The organism is Streptomyces sp. NPDC056738 (assembly GCF_042790435.1).
In the GTDB taxonomy this organism is placed as follows: domain Bacteria; phylum Actinomycetota; class Actinomycetes; order Streptomycetales; family Streptomycetaceae; genus Streptomyces.
Window position 1 is genome coordinate 248533 of sequence record NZ_JBHTZF010000003.1, and the last position, 18798, is coordinate 267330.

General features: G+C 74.0%; 16 protein-coding genes and 1 pseudogene. 7 read left to right on the forward strand and 10 right to left on the reverse strand.

From position 1 onward, the window contains the following. Positions 1-21: 21 nt before the first annotated feature. The 3 genes and pseudogenes from ACFRIC_RS08475 to ACFRIC_RS08485 all read right to left on the reverse strand — a co-directional run. A pseudogene (locus ACFRIC_RS08475) lies at positions 22-849 on the reverse strand (DMT family transporter); the annotation flags it as partial. A 14-nt stretch (positions 850-863) separates the two neighbouring features. Beyond that, positions 864-1883, reverse strand: coding sequence for a helix-turn-helix domain-containing protein (locus ACFRIC_RS08480; protein ID WP_382781417.1), 1020 nt, complete (start codon positions 1881-1883; stop codon positions 864-866). Positions 1884-1988: 105 nt separating this feature from the next. Beyond that, positions 1989-3422: an RNB domain-containing ribonuclease gene (locus ACFRIC_RS08485; RefSeq protein ID WP_382781419.1), complete on the reverse strand. Its 1434-nt coding sequence runs from the start codon at positions 3420-3422 to the stop codon at positions 1989-1991. A gap of 141 nt (positions 3423-3563) precedes the next feature. Between ACFRIC_RS08485 and yaaA the strand changes: the two genes are divergently transcribed. Then, positions 3564-4364: a peroxide stress protein YaaA gene (gene yaaA / locus ACFRIC_RS08490; RefSeq protein ID WP_382781421.1), complete on the forward strand. Its 801-nt coding sequence runs from the start codon at positions 3564-3566 to the stop codon at positions 4362-4364. A 202-nt stretch (positions 4365-4566) separates the two neighbouring features. Continuing rightward, entirely contained in the window at positions 4567-5211 is a 645-nt protein-coding gene (gene eda / locus ACFRIC_RS08495; protein WP_382781423.1) for a bifunctional 4-hydroxy-2-oxoglutarate aldolase/2-dehydro-3-deoxy-phosphogluconate aldolase, read from the forward strand. Between the two features lie 67 nt (positions 5212-5278). Here eda and ACFRIC_RS08500 read toward each other — a convergent pair whose 3' ends face one another. Beyond that, entirely contained in the window at positions 5279-6334 is a 1056-nt protein-coding gene (locus ACFRIC_RS08500) for an NAD(P)-dependent alcohol dehydrogenase (protein WP_382781426.1), read from the reverse strand. 115 nt (positions 6335-6449) lie between these two features. Between ACFRIC_RS08500 and ACFRIC_RS08505 the strand changes: the two genes are divergently transcribed. Continuing rightward, positions 6450-7250: a helix-turn-helix domain-containing protein gene (locus ACFRIC_RS08505; protein WP_382781429.1), complete on the forward strand. Its 801-nt coding sequence runs from the start codon at positions 6450-6452 to the stop codon at positions 7248-7250. A 33-nt stretch (positions 7251-7283) separates the two neighbouring features. Here ACFRIC_RS08505 and ACFRIC_RS08510 read toward each other — a convergent pair whose 3' ends face one another. From ACFRIC_RS08510 to ACFRIC_RS08520, 3 genes are read right to left on the reverse strand one after another with little or no spacing between them, the layout of a single operon-like run. Further along, the gene (locus tag ACFRIC_RS08510) at positions 7284-8984 is read right to left on the reverse strand and encodes a bifunctional RNase H/acid phosphatase (protein ID WP_382781432.1); all 1701 of its coding nucleotides are present in this window, start codon (positions 8982-8984) and stop codon (positions 7284-7286) included. An 11-nt stretch (positions 8985-8995) separates the two neighbouring features. Next, positions 8996-9739 (reverse strand): zinc ribbon domain-containing protein, encoded by a 744-nt coding sequence (locus ACFRIC_RS08515; RefSeq protein WP_382782737.1) that lies wholly within the window; start codon positions 9737-9739, stop codon positions 8996-8998. Further along, positions 9736-10587, reverse strand: coding sequence for a Nif3-like dinuclear metal center hexameric protein (locus ACFRIC_RS08520; protein ID WP_382781435.1), 852 nt, complete (start codon positions 10585-10587; stop codon positions 9736-9738). Before ACFRIC_RS08520 ends, ACFRIC_RS08515 begins: the two co-directional genes overlap by 4 nt. A 287-nt stretch (positions 10588-10874) precedes the next feature. Here ACFRIC_RS08520 and ACFRIC_RS08525 point away from each other — a divergent pair, with 287 nt between their 5' ends. Both ACFRIC_RS08525 and ACFRIC_RS08530 read left to right on the forward strand, forming a co-directional pair. Next, entirely contained in the window at positions 10875-13427 is a 2553-nt protein-coding gene (locus tag ACFRIC_RS08525) for a hypothetical protein (protein WP_382781438.1), read from the forward strand. Between the two features lie 48 nt (positions 13428-13475). Further along, entirely contained in the window at positions 13476-13646 is a 171-nt protein-coding gene (locus ACFRIC_RS08530) for a hypothetical protein (protein ID WP_382781441.1), read from the forward strand. Positions 13647-13789: 143 nt separating this feature from the next. Here ACFRIC_RS08530 and ACFRIC_RS08535 read toward each other — a convergent pair whose 3' ends face one another. From ACFRIC_RS08535 to ACFRIC_RS08545, 3 genes are read right to left on the reverse strand one after another with little or no spacing between them, the layout of a single operon-like run. Continuing rightward, positions 13790-14740 (reverse strand): 3-oxoacyl-ACP reductase, encoded by a 951-nt coding sequence (locus ACFRIC_RS08535; RefSeq protein ID WP_382781444.1) that lies wholly within the window; start codon positions 14738-14740, stop codon positions 13790-13792. 39 nt (positions 14741-14779) lie between these two features. Further along, entirely contained in the window at positions 14780-15856 is a 1077-nt protein-coding gene (locus ACFRIC_RS08540) for a Zn-dependent alcohol dehydrogenase (protein WP_382781447.1), read from the reverse strand. Between the two features lie 34 nt (positions 15857-15890). Further along, a complete protein-coding gene (locus ACFRIC_RS08545) occupies positions 15891-16748 on the reverse strand; it encodes a MaoC/PaaZ C-terminal domain-containing protein (RefSeq protein ID WP_382781450.1) in 858 nt (285 codons plus the stop codon). A 439-nt stretch (positions 16749-17187) separates the two neighbouring features. On the opposite strand from ACFRIC_RS08545, the gene ACFRIC_RS08550 reads away from it, so the two are divergent. Beyond that, positions 17188-18069 carry an ATP-binding cassette domain-containing protein gene (locus ACFRIC_RS08550; RefSeq protein WP_382782740.1) on the forward strand — a complete coding sequence of 294 codons (882 nt, stop codon included), beginning with the start codon at positions 17188-17190 and terminating at the stop codon, positions 18067-18069. Beyond that, positions 18069-18788 (forward strand): ABC transporter permease, encoded by a 720-nt coding sequence (locus ACFRIC_RS08555; protein WP_382781453.1) that lies wholly within the window; start codon positions 18069-18071, stop codon positions 18786-18788. Before ACFRIC_RS08550 ends, ACFRIC_RS08555 begins: the two co-directional genes overlap by 1 nt. Positions 18789-18798 lie beyond the last annotated feature (10 nt).

The following is an 18798-nucleotide window of genomic DNA, read 5'->3' on the forward strand; positions in this document are numbered from 1 at the left end:
GGTCGCGGTGGCCAGGACGGAGCCCGCCAGGATGAGGGCGAAGGCGGCGAGGATCCCGGCGGTCAGGTGTTCGTGCAGGAAGAGGGCGCCCGCCGCGACCGCGACCGCCGGATTGACGTACGTGATCACCGTCGCCCGGGTCGGGCCCGCCTCCTTGATCAGTTCCAGGAAGGCCACGAAGGCGACGGCCGTGCAGATGACACCGAGGCCCGCGAGGGCGGCCAGGACCTGTCCGGAAGGTATCGCCTCGGGCCGGGTGAAGGCCGCCGCGGGCGCGTAGACCAGCGCCGCCAAGGCCAGGCAGGGGGCCGTCAGATGCAGCGAGGGCACGTCCTTGAGGCGGCGGGCGACGATGAGCGGCGCGGTGGCGTAGCCGACGACCGTGAGCAGCACCTCGACGAGGGACCGGGCGTCGCCGCCGGTCAGATGCGGTGCGGTGAGGACCGCGACGCCGGCGAGGCCGAGGGCGAGGCCCGTGACGCGGCGGGCGCCGAGCCGTTCCGTGTCGCCGAAGGAGCGGGCCGCGACGACGCCGACGATCGGCACTCCGGCGATCAGCAGGCCCGCGGTGGAGCTGGACAGATGGCGTTCGGCGTCCGTGAGCGTCCACCAGGGGACCATGATCTCGATGACCGCGAAGGCCAGCACGGGGCGCCAGTGGGCCCGTACGGTGCCGGCCAGGCCGCCCTGCCGGATCGCGAAGGGGAGCAGCAGCGCGGCGCCGACCGCGCAGCGCGTGAACACCACCACCGACGGGGACACCTCGTCCACCGCCACCTTGATCATCAGATAGGGGATGCCCCAGATCACTCCCATCAGGGAGAACAGAAACCAGCCGCGTGCAGTCATACGGGCAGTCTCGGTCACCGCCCCGCGGCGGGTCTTGAACGCTGTTGCGCCGCGGCCGGGGGCGTGAGGACGCTCGCCCGGTACGCCGCCGGGGTCACGCCCAGCACGCGGCGGAACCAGCGGGTCAGATGCGCCTGGTCGGCGAAGCCCACGAGGGCGGCGACCTCGGCGGGGCGCAGTCCGGACTCCAGGAGCCGGCGGGCCCGGTTCACCCGGTACTGGGCCAGCCAGGCGTACGGCGGTATGCCCGTCGTCGTACGGAAGGCGCGCAGGAGCTGGTAGCGGGACAGGCCCAGGTCGCCGGCGAGGGAGGCGAGGGAGGGCGGGGCCTGGAGTTCGCCGGCCAGGCGGTCCCGTACGGCGTCGGCTATGCGCGCCGCGCCGGGTATCTCGTCGCGTTCGGGGCGGGCCGTGGAGTGCCGCCGGGTCAGTGCGGCGAGCAGCCACGGCAGGCGGGACTCGGCCTCCAACGGGTCCGGGCAGGCGCTCAGTTCGGCGTGCGCGGCGCGCAGGGCTGCGGCGAGTTCGGGGTCGTCGAGCAGCGGTTCCCGGAAGTGCGGGAGGCCGCCGACGGCGCCCTCGGTGAGCAGGGACGGCTCCGCGTACAGGGCCCGGTAGGCGTAGCCGTCGCAGGCGGCGGGGCCGCCGGTGTGGGTCTCGCCGGGGGCCAGCACGACGATGGACCCCGGTCCGGTCCTGATGTGGCCGCCGCGGTAGCCGATGAGCTCCGAGCCGCCGACGCTGACGCCGATGGTGAACTCGTCGTGGGTGTGCGGGGCGTAGCGGTGCCGGTCGAAGCGCGCGGTGAGCAGGTCCAGGGGCCGGCCGTCCCGGCCGAGGGTGGCCCGGGTCCAGCGGGCCTCCTCTTTCACGGGGTGCCGCGGAGACCGCGGTGCCTGTGTGGTCGTCCCCCGGGCCGCGGCGGTCGCCGCCACGGCCGTCGGCGGGCGCCGCGTGGTCCCGGTGGTCGCCGCTGCCGCCGTCGGCGGGCGTCGCGCGGCCCCGGTCGTCGCCGCCTGTCCCCGTGCGGTCATGTCCGTCCCTCCCCCTCGCGACCGTGACCGGTCGCGTTCCACCGCCTTCGCTCTACGGAGGCAACGCCCGCGTCCCCCGTTTCCATGCCGGGGCCGCCTCCGGGATCAGGCGGGTTCGAACCGCGCCTTCGCCGTCCCGGGGTCCGCCTCGGCGAGCCGGACCCGCAGGCGTTCGCCCAGCGGCAGTTCCGTCGTGCCGCCGGAGATCCGGGCGAAGACCGCCGGGGACTCCAGTTGCACGGTCCCGACCGTGGGGTCGTGATCCTGTACGTCCACCACACAGGCTTCGAACAGGTCGCCGACGCGGTCCTTGAGGAGCGCGGCCTCCACGATGTCGACGCACTCGCGCTCGACGGTCCCGGCGCGTCTGCTGCCCTCGGCCATCTCCTTGGGCAGGGCGTCGAGTGCCGCGAGGACCCACTCCGGGGTCGGCAGACCGGCGGCCGCCGCGAGGCAGATCTCCGAGGCGTAGCGGTCGACGAGCCGGCGCAGCGGGGCCGTGCAGTGGGCGTAGGGCGCGGCGACGGCGGCGTGCGCGGTGACCTCGGGCAGCGCCCCGTCCCGGAAGACGGTGTACCCGGCGCCGCGCAGCAGGGTCGTGCACTCCTGGAGGAAGGCGGCGTGGTGCGGCAGGTGCGGGTCCAGGGAGCGGACGAGCTGCGCGTACGAGACGTGGTGCGGCCAGTCGATGCGCAGGGCGCGCGCGGTCCGGCGCAGCCGTCCGACCGCCCCGTCGGGCGCGGCGGGCAGGGTCCGCAGCACTCCGGTGCCGTGGTCGAGCATCAGCTCGGCCGCCGCCATCCCGGTGAGCAGGGAGATCTGCGCGTTCCAGGCGTCGGCGGGCAGCGGGGCGCGGTAGGCGAGTTCGTAGGTCCCGTCCTTCTCGACGATCTCCTGCTCGGGCACGTTGAGCGAGATGCCGCCGCGCTCGGTCTCCAGCGCCTCGCGCAGCTCGCCGACCTCCTTGAGCAGGGCGAGGGGTTCCTCCGCCGTGCCCTCGTCGATCCGGTGCTGCACGGTCGCGTAGTCGAGCTTGGCGCGGCTGCGGACCAGGGCGCGGCGGACGTCGACGATCTCCGTACGGCCGTCCGGGCCGAGGTCGATCGTCCACAGGACGGCCGGGCAGGTCTGGTTCGGGAGGAGGCTCGCGACGCCCTCGAAGAGGGCGGGCGGGTGGAGGGGGATCTTTCCGTCGGGGAAGTAGAGCGTCATCACGCGCCGGTGCGCCTCGGCGTCCAGGGCTCCGCCGGGCGCCACGAAGGCGCCGACGTCGGCGATGGCGTACTGGACGCGGTAGCCGCCCCGCTCGCGGCGCGAGAGGTGCATCGCCTGGTCGAGGTCCTCGGAGGACGGCGGGTCGATGGTGAAGAGGGGGATGTCCGTCGCGTCGTACGCGGGCAGGCGGGCCGGCCGGCCCGCCTCCGCGAGGACGTCGGCCGGGAAACTCCCGGGAACGCCGAGCTCGGTCCGCAGCGCGCGGAGAGCGGCTCGCAGCGGGGCCTGCGGGGCACCGGTGACACGGACGTGACGGCGGGGCATGGGTCGAGCCTAGGCCGGGGGCGGGGGTTGAGCACGCGGGGCGCCCTCCGGGCGAGGGGGACCGGTGGACTGGCGGGAAGGGGGGTCGGGGCTACGCCGTAGGCTGGCGGAGGTCTGTTTTCAGTGTGAGGAGAACCAAGCGTGCTCGTGCTGCTGCCGCCCTCCGAGGGCAAGGCACCCTCCGGCCGGGGAACCGCGCTCAAGCCGGAGTCGCTGTCCCTGCCGGCGCTCGCGGAGGCACGTCGGGCGGTCCTCGACGAGCTGGTCGAGCTGTGCGTGGCCGACGAGGACAAGGCCCGCGAGGTGCTCGGGCTGAGCGAGGGCCTGCGGGGCGAGATCGCGAAGAACACGGAGCTGCGGACCGCGGGCACCCGCCCGGCCGGGGAGATCTACACGGGGGTCCTGTACGACGCCCTGGACCTGGCCTCGCTGGACACGGCCGCCAAGCGGCGCGCGGGCCGTTCGCTGCTCGTCTTCTCCGGACTGTGGGGCGCGGTACGGGTCACCGACCGCATCCCCTCGTACCGCTGCTCGATGGGAGTGAAGCTGCCGGGCCTCGGAGCGCTGGGCACGCACTGGCGTACGGCGATGGCCGCCGCGCTCCCCGAAGCCGCGGGCGACGGACTCGTGCTGGACCTGCGGTCCTCGGCGTACGCCACGGCGTGGAAGCCCCAGGGCGAGGTGGCCGGGCGGACGGCGACCGTGCGGGTGCTGCACGCGCACCTGGTGAACGGCGTCGAGAAGCGTTCCGTCGTCAGCCACTTCAACAAGGCGACCAAGGGCCGGATCGTCCGCAGCCTGCTGACCGCGAACGCCGCGCCGAAGAACCCGGCGGAGCTGGTGGAGGCCCTGCGCGACCTCGGCCACACGGTGGAGGCGGAGGCTCCCGGCAGGGCGGGCCGGTCGTGGGCCCTCGACGTGGTGGTGCGGGAGATCCACTGACAGGGCTCCGCTGATCGGGCTCCTATGACCGGGCTCCGCTGATCGAGGTGCGCTGATCGGCATTCGCTGAGGGGTGCCCCCCGTCGAGAGGTCCCCGTCTAGGGGTGCCCGGTGAGGAGTGCCCGGCGAGGGCCTCCGCACCAGCGTTGCAGCATGTGCAACGACCTTTGCGCATGCTGCACACCCCGGGCAGGATGAGGGCATGACTTCGTCGTCGCCCTCTCCTTCGCACGCCTCCGTCCTGGATCTCGCGCCCGTCGTCCCCGTCGTCGTGGTCGCGGACGTCTCCGACGCGGTGCCGCTGGCACGGGCGCTGGTCGCGGGCGGGCTGCCCGCCATCGAGGTGACCCTGCGGACCCCGGCGGCGCTCGACGCGATCCGGGCCATCGCGGCCGAGGTGCCCGACGCGGTGGTGGGCGCGGGCACGGTCCTGACGCCGGAGCACGTGACCGAGTCCGTGGCGGCCGGCGCCCGCTTCCTGGTCAGCCCCGGCTGGACGGACGGGCTGCTGGACGCGATGAAGGCGTCCGGGCTGCCCTTCCTGCCCGGGGTGTCCACGACCACCGAGGTGGTGGCGCTGCTGGAGCGGGGGGTGCGCGAGATGAAGTTCTTCCCCGCGCAGGCCGCGGGCGGCACGGCCTACCTGAAGTCACTGGCGGGACCGCTCCCCCAGGCCCGGTTCTGCCCGACGGGCGGCATCGGCGCTGACAGCGCGCCGGACTACCTGGCGCTCTCCAACGTCGGCTGCGTGGGCGGCAGTTGGATGCTCCCCGCCGACGCGGTCGCCGCGCGGGACTGGCGCCGGGTGGAGGACCTGGCCCGGGCGGCCTCGGCGCTGCGCCGGTAGTCGCCGCCCGAGGGCGCCGGCGCTCGCACCCCGGGTGCCGGTGGTCGCGCCGAACGCCCCGCCCGGCTCAGCTCACGCGGATCACCACCTTGCCGAAGGCCGTGCCGCTCTCGTAGTAGCGGAACGCCTCCCCCACCTCGTCGAAGCCGAGGACCCGGTCCACGACCGGGCGGATGCCGTGCAGTTCCAGGGCCCTGTTCATCGACTCGAAGTGCGCGCGGCTGCCGACGAAGACCCGGCGGATCGTGGCCAGACTCGCCGCGTACGCGGCGTTGGAGATCCCGATCCCGGACCCGCGCCCGTTGCCGGTGGCCAGCAGCACGATCTGGCCGTAGAGCGCGGCGGCGCGCATCGACTGCTCGATGGTGTCGGGCCCGTTGGTCTCCACGATGAGGTCGGCGCCGCGACCACCGGTCAACTCCCTCACCGCGCGCCCCCATTCGGGGTTCCGTACGTAGTCGACGACGTGGTCCGCGCCGAGTGCCTTGAGGCGGTCCGCCCTGGCCCCGCTCGATGTCGTCGCGATCACCTCGGCGCCCAGCGTCTTGGCGAACTGCACGACGAACAGGGACAGCGCGCCGGTGCCGAGGGTGAGTACGGTCTGGCCGGGGGTGACGGGCTCGCCGCCGGTCAGGCTGTGCCAGGCGGTCACCCCGGCACAGGGCAGACAGGCCGCTTCCTCCCAGGTCAGATGGCCGGGAACGCGTACGGCGGCCGCCTGGTCCAGGCGGGCGTACTCGGTCAGCATGCCGTCGAGGGTGGCGCCGGGCTGGTCGAACCGGTCCGGGGTGATCCGGCCGTCCGGCCAGTTCGGGAAGTACGTGCCGGCCACCCGGTCGCCCACCGCGAACCGGGTCACCTCCGCCCCGACCGCGACGACCTCCCCGGCGCCGTCGCTCAGCGGGATCACGTCCGGCACGGCCTTCAGCGGGTAGGCCCCCTTCAGGAGCAGCAGGTCGCGCTTGTTGAGGGAGACGGCACGCACCCGGACGAGGATGTCCCGGGGCCCCGGTTCGGGGCGGGGCGACTCCCGCGGCACGATCCCGTCGACGGTGCCGAGCGTTTCGAGGTGGTAGGCGCGCATGTCCGCTCCCTGGGTGGGCTCCTGCGTGGATGCGTCCATGCTGTTCGCACCGGGGATCCCGCTCAATTCCCGGCAAGGTATGACGAGGCGTTCCGGGCGCGGCACGACGAGTGCCGCCGTGCCGCTGTCGTGGCGGTGACGTACAACTGATCGCATGACGACCGGTATCTCCACCGAGCCCCCGCCCTTCGCCCGGGAACTGCTGCGCTGGCGGCACGCGCGCAGGGTGAGCCAACTGGAGCTCGCCTCCCGGGCGGGCACGACCCAGCGGTACGTCAGTTTCATCGAGCGCGGGCGATCGGTCCCCGGCAGGGAGATCGTGATCCGGCTCGCCGAGTCGCTGGGCCTGACCCTGCGGGAGCGCAACGCGCTGCTCCTGGCGGCCGGTTACGCTCCCGCGTTCGCCGAGTCGCCGCTGGACGCGGCCGCGCTCAAGCCCGTACGCGAGGCGCTGGACAGCATCCTCGAAGGGCACCTGCCGTATCCGGCGGTGGTGGCGGGGCCGCGGGGTGAACTCGTCGCCGCCAACGCCGCGTTCGACGTCCTGTCGGAAGGTGCCGATCCCGTGCTGCTGGAACCGCCGGTGAACGTCCTGCGGTTGGCCCTTCATCCGCGCGGGATGGCGGCACGGGTGGTGAACCTGGACGCGTGGGGGCGGCACATCGTGGAGAACCTTCGGGCCCGCGCCCTGCGCAGCCCCGACCCCCGTCTCGACGCGCTGGTCGGGGAGTTGGCGGCGTACGTGCCGGAGAGCGAGCCGGGGGCGGACTATCTCGGCTTCGCCGTACCGCTGCGACTGCGGTGCCCGGAGGGCGAGTTGAGGCTGCTCACGACGCTGACGTCGTTCGCCACCGCGGTGGACGTCACGCTCGCCGAACTCCACCTGGAGGCGTTCCTCCCGGCGGACCCGGAGACGGCGGGGATCCTCCGCGACCGTGCCGCGCGGCGGGGATGAGACCGCCGTGCGGCGCCGGGGGCGGCGCGGTGGTCAGCGCAGGTGCGAGGTGTCGTTGAACAGGCGGACGCTCGCGTTGCCGTCCCCGTAGTACGCCACCGCCGACAGCGACGCCGCCGACAGTTCCATCCGGAACAGGGACTCCGGCGGGGCGCCGAGGGCCAGTCGTACGAGGGTCTTGATCGGGGTGACGTGCGTGACGAGCAGGACCGTGCGGCCGGCGTAGGCGGCGATCAGCTTGTCGCGGGTGGCCGCCATGCGCAGCGCCGTCGCGGCGAAGCTCTCGCCGCCGCCGGTCGGTTCGGCCTCCGGGGAGGCGAGCCAGGCGTTCAGGTCGTCCGGGTGGCGTTCGCGCACCTCGCCGAAGGTCAGCCCCTCCCAGGCGCCGAAGTCCGTCTCGCGCAGGCCGTCCTCGATGACGACGTCGAGGCCGAGCCGGGCGGCGACGGCGGCCGCGGTCTCGCGGGTGCGGGCCAGCGGGGAGGCCACGACGGCCTGGATGGTGCCGCGTGCCGCCAGTGCCGCGGCGACGCGCTCCGCCTGTTCGCGGCCCGCGGCGGACAGGGACGGGTCGGTGCCGCCGCTGCCCGAGAACCGCTTCTGCGGGGTCAGGGGGGTCTCGCCGTGGCGGAGCAGGACGAAGGTGGCGGGGGCGCCCATGTCCGGCGGGGCGCTCCAGCCTGCGGTGGGCGTGGTGGCGGCCACGTTTCTCGCGGCGCGCTCGTCGTCACCGGGCTTTCCGGCTCGGCCGGGGGCTCCCGGCCCGGCGGGCGTCTTGCCGGCTTCGCCGCCGGACGACGGGGTGCCGCCTGTGGCCGTCGGCCGGGTGCCGCCCGACGGGGGCTGGTCGCGCAGTTCCTCGCGCCCCTCACGGGGCACGTGCGTGCCACCTGGCGCCGTCGCCCGGCCGTCGCCCGACGCGGGCTGGGCGCGCAGTTCCTCGCGCCCCTCAAGGGGCGCTGCCCCCGCCGCCGGGATCGCGGCTTCGCCGCCGGACGACGGGGTGCCGCCCGTGGCCGTCGGCCGGGTGCCGCCCGACGGGGGCTGGTCGCGCAGTTCCTCGCGCCCCTCACGGGGCACGTGCGTGCCACCCGGCGTCGTCGGCCGGGTGCCGCCCGTCGCGGGCTGGGTGCGCAGTTCCTCGCGGGGTGCTGCCCCCGTCGCCTTGTGGGGTGTTTCTCCTTCGCGGGATTCCTTCAGGGCCGCTCGGGCCCTTGCCGCGCCCGCTGTCGCGTCGCCGGGTGGGCCCGTCGGGTCGGGTGCCGCGGCGCGGGCCGCGCGGGCGTTCAGTTCGGCGGTCGACGCGGACGGGGACCAGGCCTCGCCGCGCTTGCCGGCGTCCATCGCCTCGTTGGCCAGACGGTCCGCGTGCTTGTTGCGTTCGCGCGGCATCCACTCGTACGTGACCTGGGAGCCCGGGAGGACCGCGGCCGCCCGTGCCGCGAGCGGCTTCATGTCCGGGTGCTTGATCTTCCAGCGCCCGGACATCTGCTCCACGACGAGCTTGGAGTCCATCCGGACCCTGACCCGCGCGGTCGCGTCGAGGTCGCGGGCCGCCTCCAGACCCGCGACGAGGCCCCGGTACTCGGCGACGTTGTTGGTGGCGACGCCGATGTACTCGGCGCGCTCCGCCAGCGTCTCCCCGGTGGCCGCGTCGATCACCACGGAGCCGTAGCCCGCGGGCCCCGGGTTGCCCCGGGAACCTCCGTCGGCCTCGACGATGAACTCCCGCACGGACGAGCTCCCTACAGGCCGGACTCGGACGTACGCACCAGGATGCGCTGGCAGTTCTCGCAGCGCAGGACGGCGTCGGGAGCGGCCGCCTTCACCTCGTTGACCTCGGTGATGTTGAGCTCCAGGCGGCAGCCCTCGCAGCGGCGCTGGTAGAGCCGGGCGGCGCCGACGCCACCCTGCTGGAGGCGCAGCTTGTCGTAGAGCTTGAGGAGATCGGCGGGCACGGAGGCCGAGATGACCTCGCGCTCCTTGGTGACCGAGGCGGCCTCACCGTCGAACTGCTCGAAAGCGGCGTCCCGGCGCGCGGTCGCGTCGTCGATCTTGGCCTGGACGGAGGAGACCCGCTCGGTCAGCTCGGCGACCCGCTCCTGGGCGGACTCGCGGCGCTCCATGACCTCGAGGACGACGTCCTCCAGGTCGCCCTGGCGCTTGGCGAGGGAGACGATCTCGCGCTGGAGGTTCTCCAGGTCCTTGGGGGAGGTGACGGCGCCCGAGTCGAGACGCTGCTGGTCGCGGACGGCACGCTGGCGCACCTGGTCGACGTCCTGCTCGGCCTTGGTCTGCTCGCGGGCGCAGTCGCTCTCCTCGGTCTGCGCGGCGACGAGCAGGTCGCGGAGCTGGGTGAGGTCCTTGTTCAGCGACTCGATCTCGGCGTGCTCGGGCAGCGACTTCCGCTTGTGCGCGAGCTGCTGCAGCCGCGAGTCGAGGGACTGGACGTCGAGAAGTCGGATCTGGTCGGCGGGCGCGGCGTTCAGTTGGGGGCTCCTGATGTGTCGTTGTGTGAGGCCGCGTGGGCGGTCCAGGGGTCGGTGACCGTCCGGGAGACGTGGACGCGCAGTCCCCATCCCTTCCGGTCGGAGATCTCGTCGAGCTGGGCGGCGGCCAGCTCGCACCAGGGCCACTCGGTGGCCCAGTGCGCCGCGTCGAGCAGCGCGAGAGGACTGTGGGCGCGGGCCTCGGACACCGGGTGGTGCCGCAGGTCCGCGGTGAGGAAGGCGTCCACGCCGGCGGCGCGCACGTCCTCGAAGAGGCTGTCGCCGGAGCCGCCGCTGACGGCGACGGTCCGCACCAGCGCCTCGGGGTCGCCCGCGACGCGGATGCCCTGCGCGGTGGCGGGCAGCCGCTCGGCGGCGCGGGCGGCGAGTTCGCGCACGGTCAGCGGATGGTCGAGCTCGCAGACGCGGCCGAGGCCACGGCGTCCCTCGGGGTCGGTGGTGTCCGGTACGAGGGGCCGTACGACCCTGAGGTCCAGCGCCCCGGCCAGCGCGTCGCTGACTCCCGGGTCGGCACGGTCGGCGTTGGTGTGGGCGACGTGCAGCGCGATGTCGTTCTTGATCAGCGTGTGCACGACCCGGCCCTTGAAGGTGCCGGCCGCCACCGTCGTCGTACCGCGCAGATAGAGCGGGTGGTGGGTGACGAGCAGGTCGGCTTCCAGCTTCACCGCCTCGTCGACGATGTCCTGGACCGGGTCGACGGCGAACAGGACGCGCGTGACGTCCTGGTCGGGGTCGCCGCAGACGGTGCCGACCGCGTCCCATCCCTCGGCCCGCTCGGGGGGCCAGAGGGCGTCGAGCTCGGCGATGACTTCAGACAGACGGGGCACGGGGAAAGGCTACCTGGCTCACGTCCCTGTCCGACCGGTCGTGGGCCACCGGCCCGTACCGGGGGCGGGCGCGGGACGAGCGGGTCCGCGCCGGGGCCGGGCCGGGGCCGGGGCGGGACGCGGTTTCCGCCGGTTTCCGGCGTACGTCTTCGCGCCATCGTTCAGCACATCCGCCCCGTTCCCTCAGGAGAATCCCGACAGGGCCACCCTTATGTGTGAAGCAACAGCCCGTCGCTCCCCCGCGTGTGCGTGCGAAAACTACCTTCGTCGCCGGAGGTGACCGAACGATGACGGCCGGTGCGAGAGAACCCGAGGTGCGCAGCGAGCGTGCGAACGGCGGCGAGTACGGTGACGCCACGAGCCGGTGGGCCGCTCCTCCCGGCTGCGTGATCACCGCCGACGGCGCCTACGGGGCACGGCTCGCCCGCGACGGCGACTCCTGGTATCCGGAGCGCTGGACCCTGGACGGCCCCGAGCCGTACGCCGTACCGCTGCCCGGTCCGCAGCCGGAGCAGCCCGGCAGCGAGGTGCTGCCGCTGACCGACGGCAGGGTGCTGATCCACCGGGTGCACGACGGGCGCCACACCTTCTCCCTGCTGTATCCGACCGGTCCGGGCACCGGCGAGCTCCCGCTGGGCGCGGTGGAGTGTCCCGACGCGGGCACCGTGCTGCGGCTGCTGCCGCCCGCGCCGGACGGGGAGCGCGCGTACGCCCTGGCGGTGGGCCGGGGGTCGACGGCGGTGTGGCTGGTGGCGGGCGGCACGTTCGGCCCGGAACATCTGGCGGAGGTCCCGGGCCACTGCTCGGGAGGGGTGTGGCTGGACCGTACGGGACGCCTGCTCGCGCTGGACCGCTTCCATGACGGCCGTACGAAGAGCGTGGTCGTCGACCTGGAGCGCGGCGGAGAGGTGTCACCGCTCCTCCAGATCTCCGAGCACAGCAACGACCGGCTGCTCCTCGCGGACGCGGACAGCGGGCTCCTGCTCATCCGGTCCGACGCGCCGTCGCCCGGCCGGGACCGGCTCGGCTGGGGCGTGCTCGGCAGCACCCTGCCCGTCCGCTTCCCGGACTGTCTGAGCGCGACGGGCTGCTCGATCAGCCCGTTCGCGATCCAGCCGGGACAGGTGCTGACCCCGGAGTCCTGCGCGGTCGCCCTACGCATGGACGGGCCGGGCGGCACCTGGGTGGGCGTGTGGCGTCCGACCGAGCGCCGGATCGACCATCGGCCCGCGCCGGAGGGCTGGTTGCCCGGCACCGGGCTGTGGACCGCGGAGGGGGTGCTCCACCTGCCGTACGTGACGGGGGGCGTCCCCTGCGGTGTCGCGCGGCTGGCGGCGACCGGGCGGGCGGAGGAGCCGGACACGGGGGATCCGGCGCTCCGCGGGCTCCCGGCACCGCGGCCCGTCCCTCTCCAGCAGGCGCCGCTGCGGACCGCGCCGGCGGCCGCATCACCGCACCGGGCCCAAGCCCCGGCCCCGACTCCGGCTCCGGCCCCGGGAACCGAGCAGCCTCGGGCGCTCCCGGTCCACCTGACCCTCGGCGGCGGCACCGCCCGCGCGCCGAGGGAGGAGGCGGTCCACGCCGTCGACGCAGCGGCCCGCGCCGTCCACGCCGTCCACGGAGGGGAGGCCTCGTCCGCCGGTACGGATTCCGCGCCGGACGGCACGGGTTCCGTGCCCGGGGGCCAGGAGCCGCTGTCGACGGTGACGAGCCTCACCCCGAGGACCTCGCCCGGCGAAGTGCGACGGGCGGACACGCACCCCGGCCTCGCGACGGGCGCGGCGCTCCCGCCCGCCGTGCGGCCGGATGACGAACGGACCGAACCGGTCCCGCCGGTCGCGCGACGCGCCCCCGAACCCGCCCGGCCCGCCGCCCCACGGCAACATCAGCCCCAACCCCGGACCCAACCCCAGCCGAGCCGCTGGACCAGGGTTCCCCTGCCCCTCGCACCGGACCGGAGACCCCGGGCGGAGGCCGCCGGACCACCCGCACAGGAACAGGGCATCTGGACCGAGCACCCCGGAACACCGGCACAGGACCAGGGACATCCGGCCGAAGCGGTCGGAACGTCCGTACCGGAGCGGGCACATCCGACCGGAGGCCCCGCAACACCGGCGCCCGAGCAGAGACGCCGGGCCGAAGCCGCCGCAAGTGCCGCGGCCCAGGCGGACCTCTGGACCAAGGTCGCCGAGACTCCCCCGCCCGGTATGAGCCTCAGGACCCGGGCCGACGGGACACTCCCGGGCGGCATGACCGTCACCGTCGAACCGGCCGGGCCGCTCCCGCCGGCCACGACCGTCGCCCCCGCCCAGGCCACAGCCGTCGTTCCCGTCATCCCCGCCACGGCCGCCACCGAGGCCGCCGCTGAGGCCGCAAGGGAGGCCGGGGCCGCCGCGCGGACCAAGGCGGCCTCCGAGGCGGCCTCCGAGGCCGAAGCCCGCAGCGCGGACACCGCCGTCGCCGGAACGGGCCGCCCCACCGAACCCGCCCCCACGACCACCGAAGCCGACGGCACCCGGCCCCACCGCAAGCCGACCCCCCGCACCGACCCGGGTCTGTGGACCAAGGTCGCCGAGACTCCCCCGCCCGGCATGAACCTCGGTGCCCTGACCGGCGCGACACCCGCGGGCGGGACCGTCTCCGGGGACGGGAACACCGACGCGGTGCCGGCCACCGGTGAGTTCAGGGGGCAGGTCGCCCTGAGGTCCCTCGCCGCCGTGGCGCACCTCCCCGCGGAGTCCGGGGTTCCGAGTGTGACGGCCCACACGGACGAGGAGAAAAGGGGCAGCAGGGGCGAAGAAACGTCACCCTCCGACTCCCGCGCGATGACCGCACGTTAGACTCCCCCGGCTGTAAAGAAGGATCTTGCATACGGGGTGAACACTTCAATGAACGACTCGAGCACCATGGAAGCGCCGGGCGCGGACGTCCACGAGACGTCGGCGGCCCGGTCCGAAGGCCACGGCAGACACCGCGGCCCGGTCTCCGGCCACGACGACGAGGCGACCCCTCAGGGCCGCCACCGCAAGCCGTCCGGCCAGTCGGCCACGACGGCCTGACGGACCTCACGGCAGCCGGAACCGGCGTACGGCCCCGCTCGCACCTTGGCGAGCGGGGCCGTGTCCGTTCGGGGCGTCCCGGCCGACGGGCGCGATCCGCCGACGGCCGTCCGTTCGGCGAGAGGGCTCCTCGGCGAAGAGCCTCAGCGGGGCGCGTCCTCCCGTTTGAGCCCCAGCACCTCCATCGCCGCGAACGTCTCGCCGCTCGGCCGGTCCGCGTAGTACGGGGTGAGCAGCGCGTCGAGCTCGTCGTGGCTGAAGGTGTCCTGCTTGCTGTCGAACTTCGCCGCCACCCGCGGCCGTTCGACGACCGCGACCATTCCTCCGTGCACGACGAGGAGTTGCCCGTTGACGTGCGCGGCGGCGGGTGAGGCCAAGTAGCCGACGAGCGGGGCGACATGCTCGGGGGCGAGCGGGTCGAGGCCCTCGTCCGGCTGCCCGAATCCGGCGAAGACGTCCTCCGTCATCCGGGTCCGGGCGCGCGGGCAGATGACGTTGGCCGTGACGCCGTACTTGGCGAGTGCCAGCGCCGTCGAGGTGGTCAGCCCGACGATTCCGCCTTTCGCCGCCGCGTAGTTGGGCTGTCCGGCGGAGCCGGCGAGGAACGCCTCGGACGAGGTGTTCACGATCCGTCCGTAGACGGGCCCGTCGGCCGCCTTGGAGCGGGCCCGCCAGTGCGCGGAGGCGAAGTGGGTGGTGTTGAAATGGCCTTTGAGGTGGACCCTGATGACCGAGTCCCACTCGTCCTCGGTCATCGAGAAGACCATCCGGTCGCGCAGGATGCCCGCGTTGTTGACGAGGATGTCCAGCTTCCCGAACGTGGTGACGGCCGACTCGACCAGTTCGCGGGCCTGTTCGTGGTCGGCGACGTCCCCGGTGTGGGCGAGGGCCCGGCCGCCGCCGTCGCGGATCTCGGCGGCGACCTCTTCGGCGGGGGTGGCCGAGGCCGCGCCCGATCCGTCCCGTCCGGGCTGTCCGTAGTCGTTGACGACGACGGCGGCGCCCAGCCGGCCGAGTTCCAGCGCCTCGGCCCGGCCGAGCCCGCGCCCCGCGCCGGTGACGATCGCGGTGAGCCCTTCAAGTGGCAGTGACATCAGGGTCCTTAGCGATTGGGGTGGAGGTCCGCGCCCGGGTCAGATCTCGATGCACGTCCGCAGGGCGGTGCCCGAACGCATCTGGTCGAGCGCCTCGTTGATCCCGGCCAGCGGAACCCGGTGGGTGATCAGGCCTTCGAGGTCGATGCGGCCCGCGCGCCACAGGGCGATCGTGCGCTCGTAGGAGGCGAGGACGTCCCCGCCGCCGTACATGGAGGGCAGGATGCGCTTCTCGTCGAAGAACAGCTCGAACATGTTGAGCTGGAGGAAGTCGTCCATGGCGCCGGCGCCGACGACCACGAGGGTGCCGCCGCGGCGGGTGTGGTCGTAGGCGGTGCGGGCGGTGGCCGACCTGCCGACGACCTCGAAGACGTAGTCGAAGCCCTCGCCCGCGGTCACCGACTGCTTGGCGTCGGCGAGTTCGTCGGGCGAGACGGCCCGGGTGGCGCCGAAGCCGAGGGCGGCCTCGCGGCGGGAGGCGACCGGGTCGACGGCGACGATCTCCGCGGCCCCCTTGAGCCGGGCGCCCTGGATCGCGGAGATGCCGACGCCGCCGCAGCCGATGACGGCGACCGACGAACCGGCCTCCACGTCGGCGGTGTTGAGGGCCGCGCCGAGTCCGGTGGTGACGCCGCAGCCGATCAGGGCGGCGATGTCGAAGGGCACGTCGTCGGGGATGGGGACCGCGCAGCCGGCGGAGACGACGACCTCCTCGGTGAAGGTGCCGGTGCCGGCGAAGCCGAAGACGTCGCCGCCGGGGCGCTTGAAGTTGGGGGTGCCCGCGTTCATGAAACCGGCCAGGCACAGTTCGGTCTGGCCCCGCTTGCAGGCGGGACAGGCGCCGCAGGCGGGCAGCCAGCAGATGACGACGCGGTCGCCGGGCTTCACGTGGGTGACGCCCTCGCCGACCTCGGTGATCTCGCCGGCGCCCTCGTGTCCGGGCACGAACGGCGCGGGCTGCGGCAGGACGCCGTTCATCGCGGACAGGTCCGAGTGGCACAGTCCCGTGGCCCGCACCCGGATGCGCACCTTGCCGGGTCCGAAGCCCACCGCCTCGACGTCGTCGAGGACCTCGAGTTTGTCCTGGCCTATCTCGTGCAGTACGGCTGCGCGCATGGTGCGGCTCCCCTCGGGACGGTTCGTACGGGTGTCAGAGGTGTTCGACGACGGTGTCGGCGAGGACCAGCGCGTCGTCCCGCTCGACCGCGCTCACCGCGACCCGGACCGCGCCGTCGCCCCGCCACATCCGGATGCGCAGGGTCTCGCCGGGGAAGACGACTCCGGCGAAGCGGGTGGTGTACGCGCGGACGCGGGTCACATCGCCGCCGAGCAGGGTGTCGACGACGGCCTTGAGCGTCATGCCGTACGTGCACAGCCCGTGCAGGATGGGCCGGTCGAAGCCGGCGAGCTTGGCGAACTCGGGGTCGGCGTGCAGCGGGTTCCAGTCCCCGGAGAGCCGGTAGAGCAGGGCCTGTTCCTCGCGGATCGGGCGTTCGACGGTGCGGTCCGGTGGGCCGGAGGGGGCTTCGAGGCGGGCACTGGGCCCACGGTCGCCGCCCCAGCCGCCTTCGCCGCGTACGAAGATCTGGGCGTCGTTGGTCCACAACGGGCCCTCGGCGTCGGTCACTTCGGTGCGCATGACGAGGACGGCGGCGGTGCCCTTGTCGTAGACGGCGGCGATGCGGCCGGTGGCGGTGGCCGTGCCCTCGGCGGGGATCGGCCGGTGCAGCCGGACGCTCTGGCCGCCGTGCAGGACGCGGGCGAGGTCGACGTCGATGCCGGGCATGGACAGTGAGCTGATCACGCCCGGTGAGCCGGCGCCCGCGACGGTGGCGAAGCTCGGCAGGACGTGCAGCCGGGATTCGAGGGTGTAGCGCAGTTCGTCGGGGTCGGTCGCGGGGACGCCCGCGCCGAGGCCGAGGTGGTAGAGCTGGACGTCCTTGTGACTCCAGGCGATCTCGCCGGTCCGCGGTTCCGCTGCGACGGCCTTGGCGGCGTCAATGGGCATGGGGCTCCTTGCTCGACTGCGCGAAAGACCTCGGTGCGGCCGTCCGCACCGTCGGCCGCACCGAGGTCGCCACTGGGCCGCGGAACCCGCTCGTTCTAGAACGCGTTCCAGTACGGCGAACCCTTGTATAGCCGAGCGCCCAGCACTTGTGAAGACTACTGACGCCATGTCAGATCGAGGCGCGTCGCGGCCGGCGGCGGGTCGTGGTGCGGCCCCCGGCGGGTCGTGGGGCGGGCTGCGGGGAGTCGTGGTGCGGGCTGCGGGGAGTCGTGGTGCGGCCGTCGGCCGTGACATTTGTCCCGGCCGATCGCCGACAACTGCATCTGCCGGGGCACCGCCCCGGACCCCTAGCGTCGTCCTCATGACACGGACGACGGGGACGACGGCAGGAAAGCCGGAGGGAACGTGCGCGCCGCCGGTGACGGGGACGACACCGGCGGTGCGGTTCAGGGGCGCGGTCAAGGCCTTCGGCGACGTGCGCGCCGTGGACGGTCTCGACCTGGACGTGGCGAGCGGCGAGACGGTGGCGCTGCTGGGACGCAACGGAGCGGGGAAGTCGACGGCGATCTCGCTGCTCCTCGGCCTGGACGAGCCGGACGAGGGCTCGGTCGCGCTCTTCGGCGGCCGCCCGCAGGACTCGGTGCGCGCCGGACGGGTCGGCGCGATGCTCCAGGACAGCCGGCCGGTGCCGCGGGTCACCGTCCGGGAGCTGGTCTCCTTCGTGGCGGGACGCTATCCGGCGCCCCTGCCGGTGGCCGAGGCGCTGCGGCTGGCGGGCGTCACGGAGCTGGCCGGGCGGCGCGTCGACCGGCTGTCGGGAGGGCAGACGCAGCGGGTGCGCTTCGCCGTGGCGCTGGCCGGGAATCCCGCGCTGATCGTGCTGGACGAGCCCACCGCGGCGCTCGACGTGGAGGCACGGCACGCGTTCTGGGAGTCGATGCGGGCCTACGCCCGGCGCGGCCACACCGTGCTGTTCTCCACGCACTACCTGGATGAGGCCGACGCGCACGCCGACCGGATCGTCGTCGTGGACCGGGGGCGGCTCGTCGCGAACGGGACCGGGGAGGAGCTCCGGCGGTCGGTGGGCGGCAACCTGGTCTCCTTCGACCTGGCGGGGCTCGCCGCGGACGCTCTGGCGCTGCTGCCGGGGGTGGTGTCCGTGGAGGTGCGCGGGGAGCGGGCCCGGCTGCGCACGGACGACTCCGACGCGACGGTGGTCGCGCTGGCCGAACGGGGGGCGATCCGCGGTCTGGAGGTCGTCCCGGCGTCCCTGGACGACGCTTTCTTGGCCCTCACCTCACGCGACCGGGAGACGGTGTGATGTTCGACTATCTGCGGCTCGAAGTGCGGCGGACGCTGCGCGACACCGGCTTCGTGATCGGCGGCGTCGCGATGCCGGTGATGATGTATCTGCTGTTCACCAACCTCGGCGGGGGCGACGACGGGGCGTGGAGGACCGCGTCGATGGTCGGCATGGCGGCCTACGGGGCGGTCGGCTCGGCGCTGAACACCGGCGGCGGGGTCGCCGAGGACAAGGTGACCGGCTGGCTGCGGCAGCTCCGGGTGACCCCGATGACCTCGCGCGAGGTGGTGCTCGGCCGGGCGCTGACCGGTTCGGTGACGGTGCTGCCCGCGATCGTCTCGGTGCTCGCGGCCGGCGGCCTGGTCAACGGCGTGCGGCTGGACGTGTGGCAGTGGGCCGCGACGGCGCTGCTGCTGTGGCTCGGCTCGATCCCGTTCACCCTGCTGGGCCTCGGCAACGGCTACCGGATGACCGCGCAGACGACGGGCGTCGTGAACATGGTGTGCAATCTGGGGCTGGCGGTGGTGGGCGGGCTGTGGTTCCCGCTCGCCCTCTTCCCCGGCTGGCTGCGCTCGGTCTCCGCGTACACGCCCACGAACCGGTTCGCGCAGCTCGGCGTGTCGGTCACCGAGGGCCGGGCGCCCGGCGTCACGGCGGTGGCGGTGCTGGTCGCCTGGCTGCTGGTGTTCGGTTCGTACGCCGTGGTCTCGTACCGTCGATCAGCACGAACCGTCTGAACGGGGAGCG

Coding starts and splice junctions, on each gene's coding strand:
- ACFRIC_RS08535 (WP_382781444.1), bottom strand. CDS start 14,740: ATGTCACTGCCACTTGAAGGGCTCACCGCGATCGTCACCGGCGCGGGG.
- ACFRIC_RS08485 (WP_382781419.1), bottom strand. CDS start 3,422: ATGCCCCGCCGTCACGTCCGTGTCACCGGTGCCCCGCAGGCCCCGCTG.
- eda (WP_382781423.1), top strand. CDS start 4,567: ATGACTTCGTCGTCGCCCTCTCCTTCGCACGCCTCCGTCCTGGATCTC.
- ACFRIC_RS08540 (WP_382781447.1), bottom strand. CDS start 15,856: ATGCGCGCAGCCGTACTGCACGAGATAGGCCAGGACAAACTCGAGGTC.
- ACFRIC_RS08555 (WP_382781453.1), top strand. CDS start 18,069: ATGTTCGACTATCTGCGGCTCGAAGTGCGGCGGACGCTGCGCGACACC.
- ACFRIC_RS08505 (WP_382781429.1), top strand. CDS start 6,450: ATGACGACCGGTATCTCCACCGAGCCCCCGCCCTTCGCCCGGGAACTG.
- ACFRIC_RS08500 (WP_382781426.1), bottom strand. CDS start 6,334: ATGGACGCATCCACGCAGGAGCCCACCCAGGGAGCGGACATGCGCGCC.
- ACFRIC_RS08525 (WP_382781438.1), top strand. CDS start 10,875: ATGACGGCCGGTGCGAGAGAACCCGAGGTGCGCAGCGAGCGTGCGAAC.
- ACFRIC_RS08480 (WP_382781417.1), bottom strand. CDS start 1,883: ATGACCGCACGGGGACAGGCGGCGACGACCGGGGCCGCGCGACGCCCG.
- ACFRIC_RS08545 (WP_382781450.1), bottom strand. CDS start 16,748: ATGCCCATTGACGCCGCCAAGGCCGTCGCAGCGGAACCGCGGACCGGC.
- ACFRIC_RS08530 (WP_382781441.1), top strand. CDS start 13,476: ATGAACGACTCGAGCACCATGGAAGCGCCGGGCGCGGACGTCCACGAG.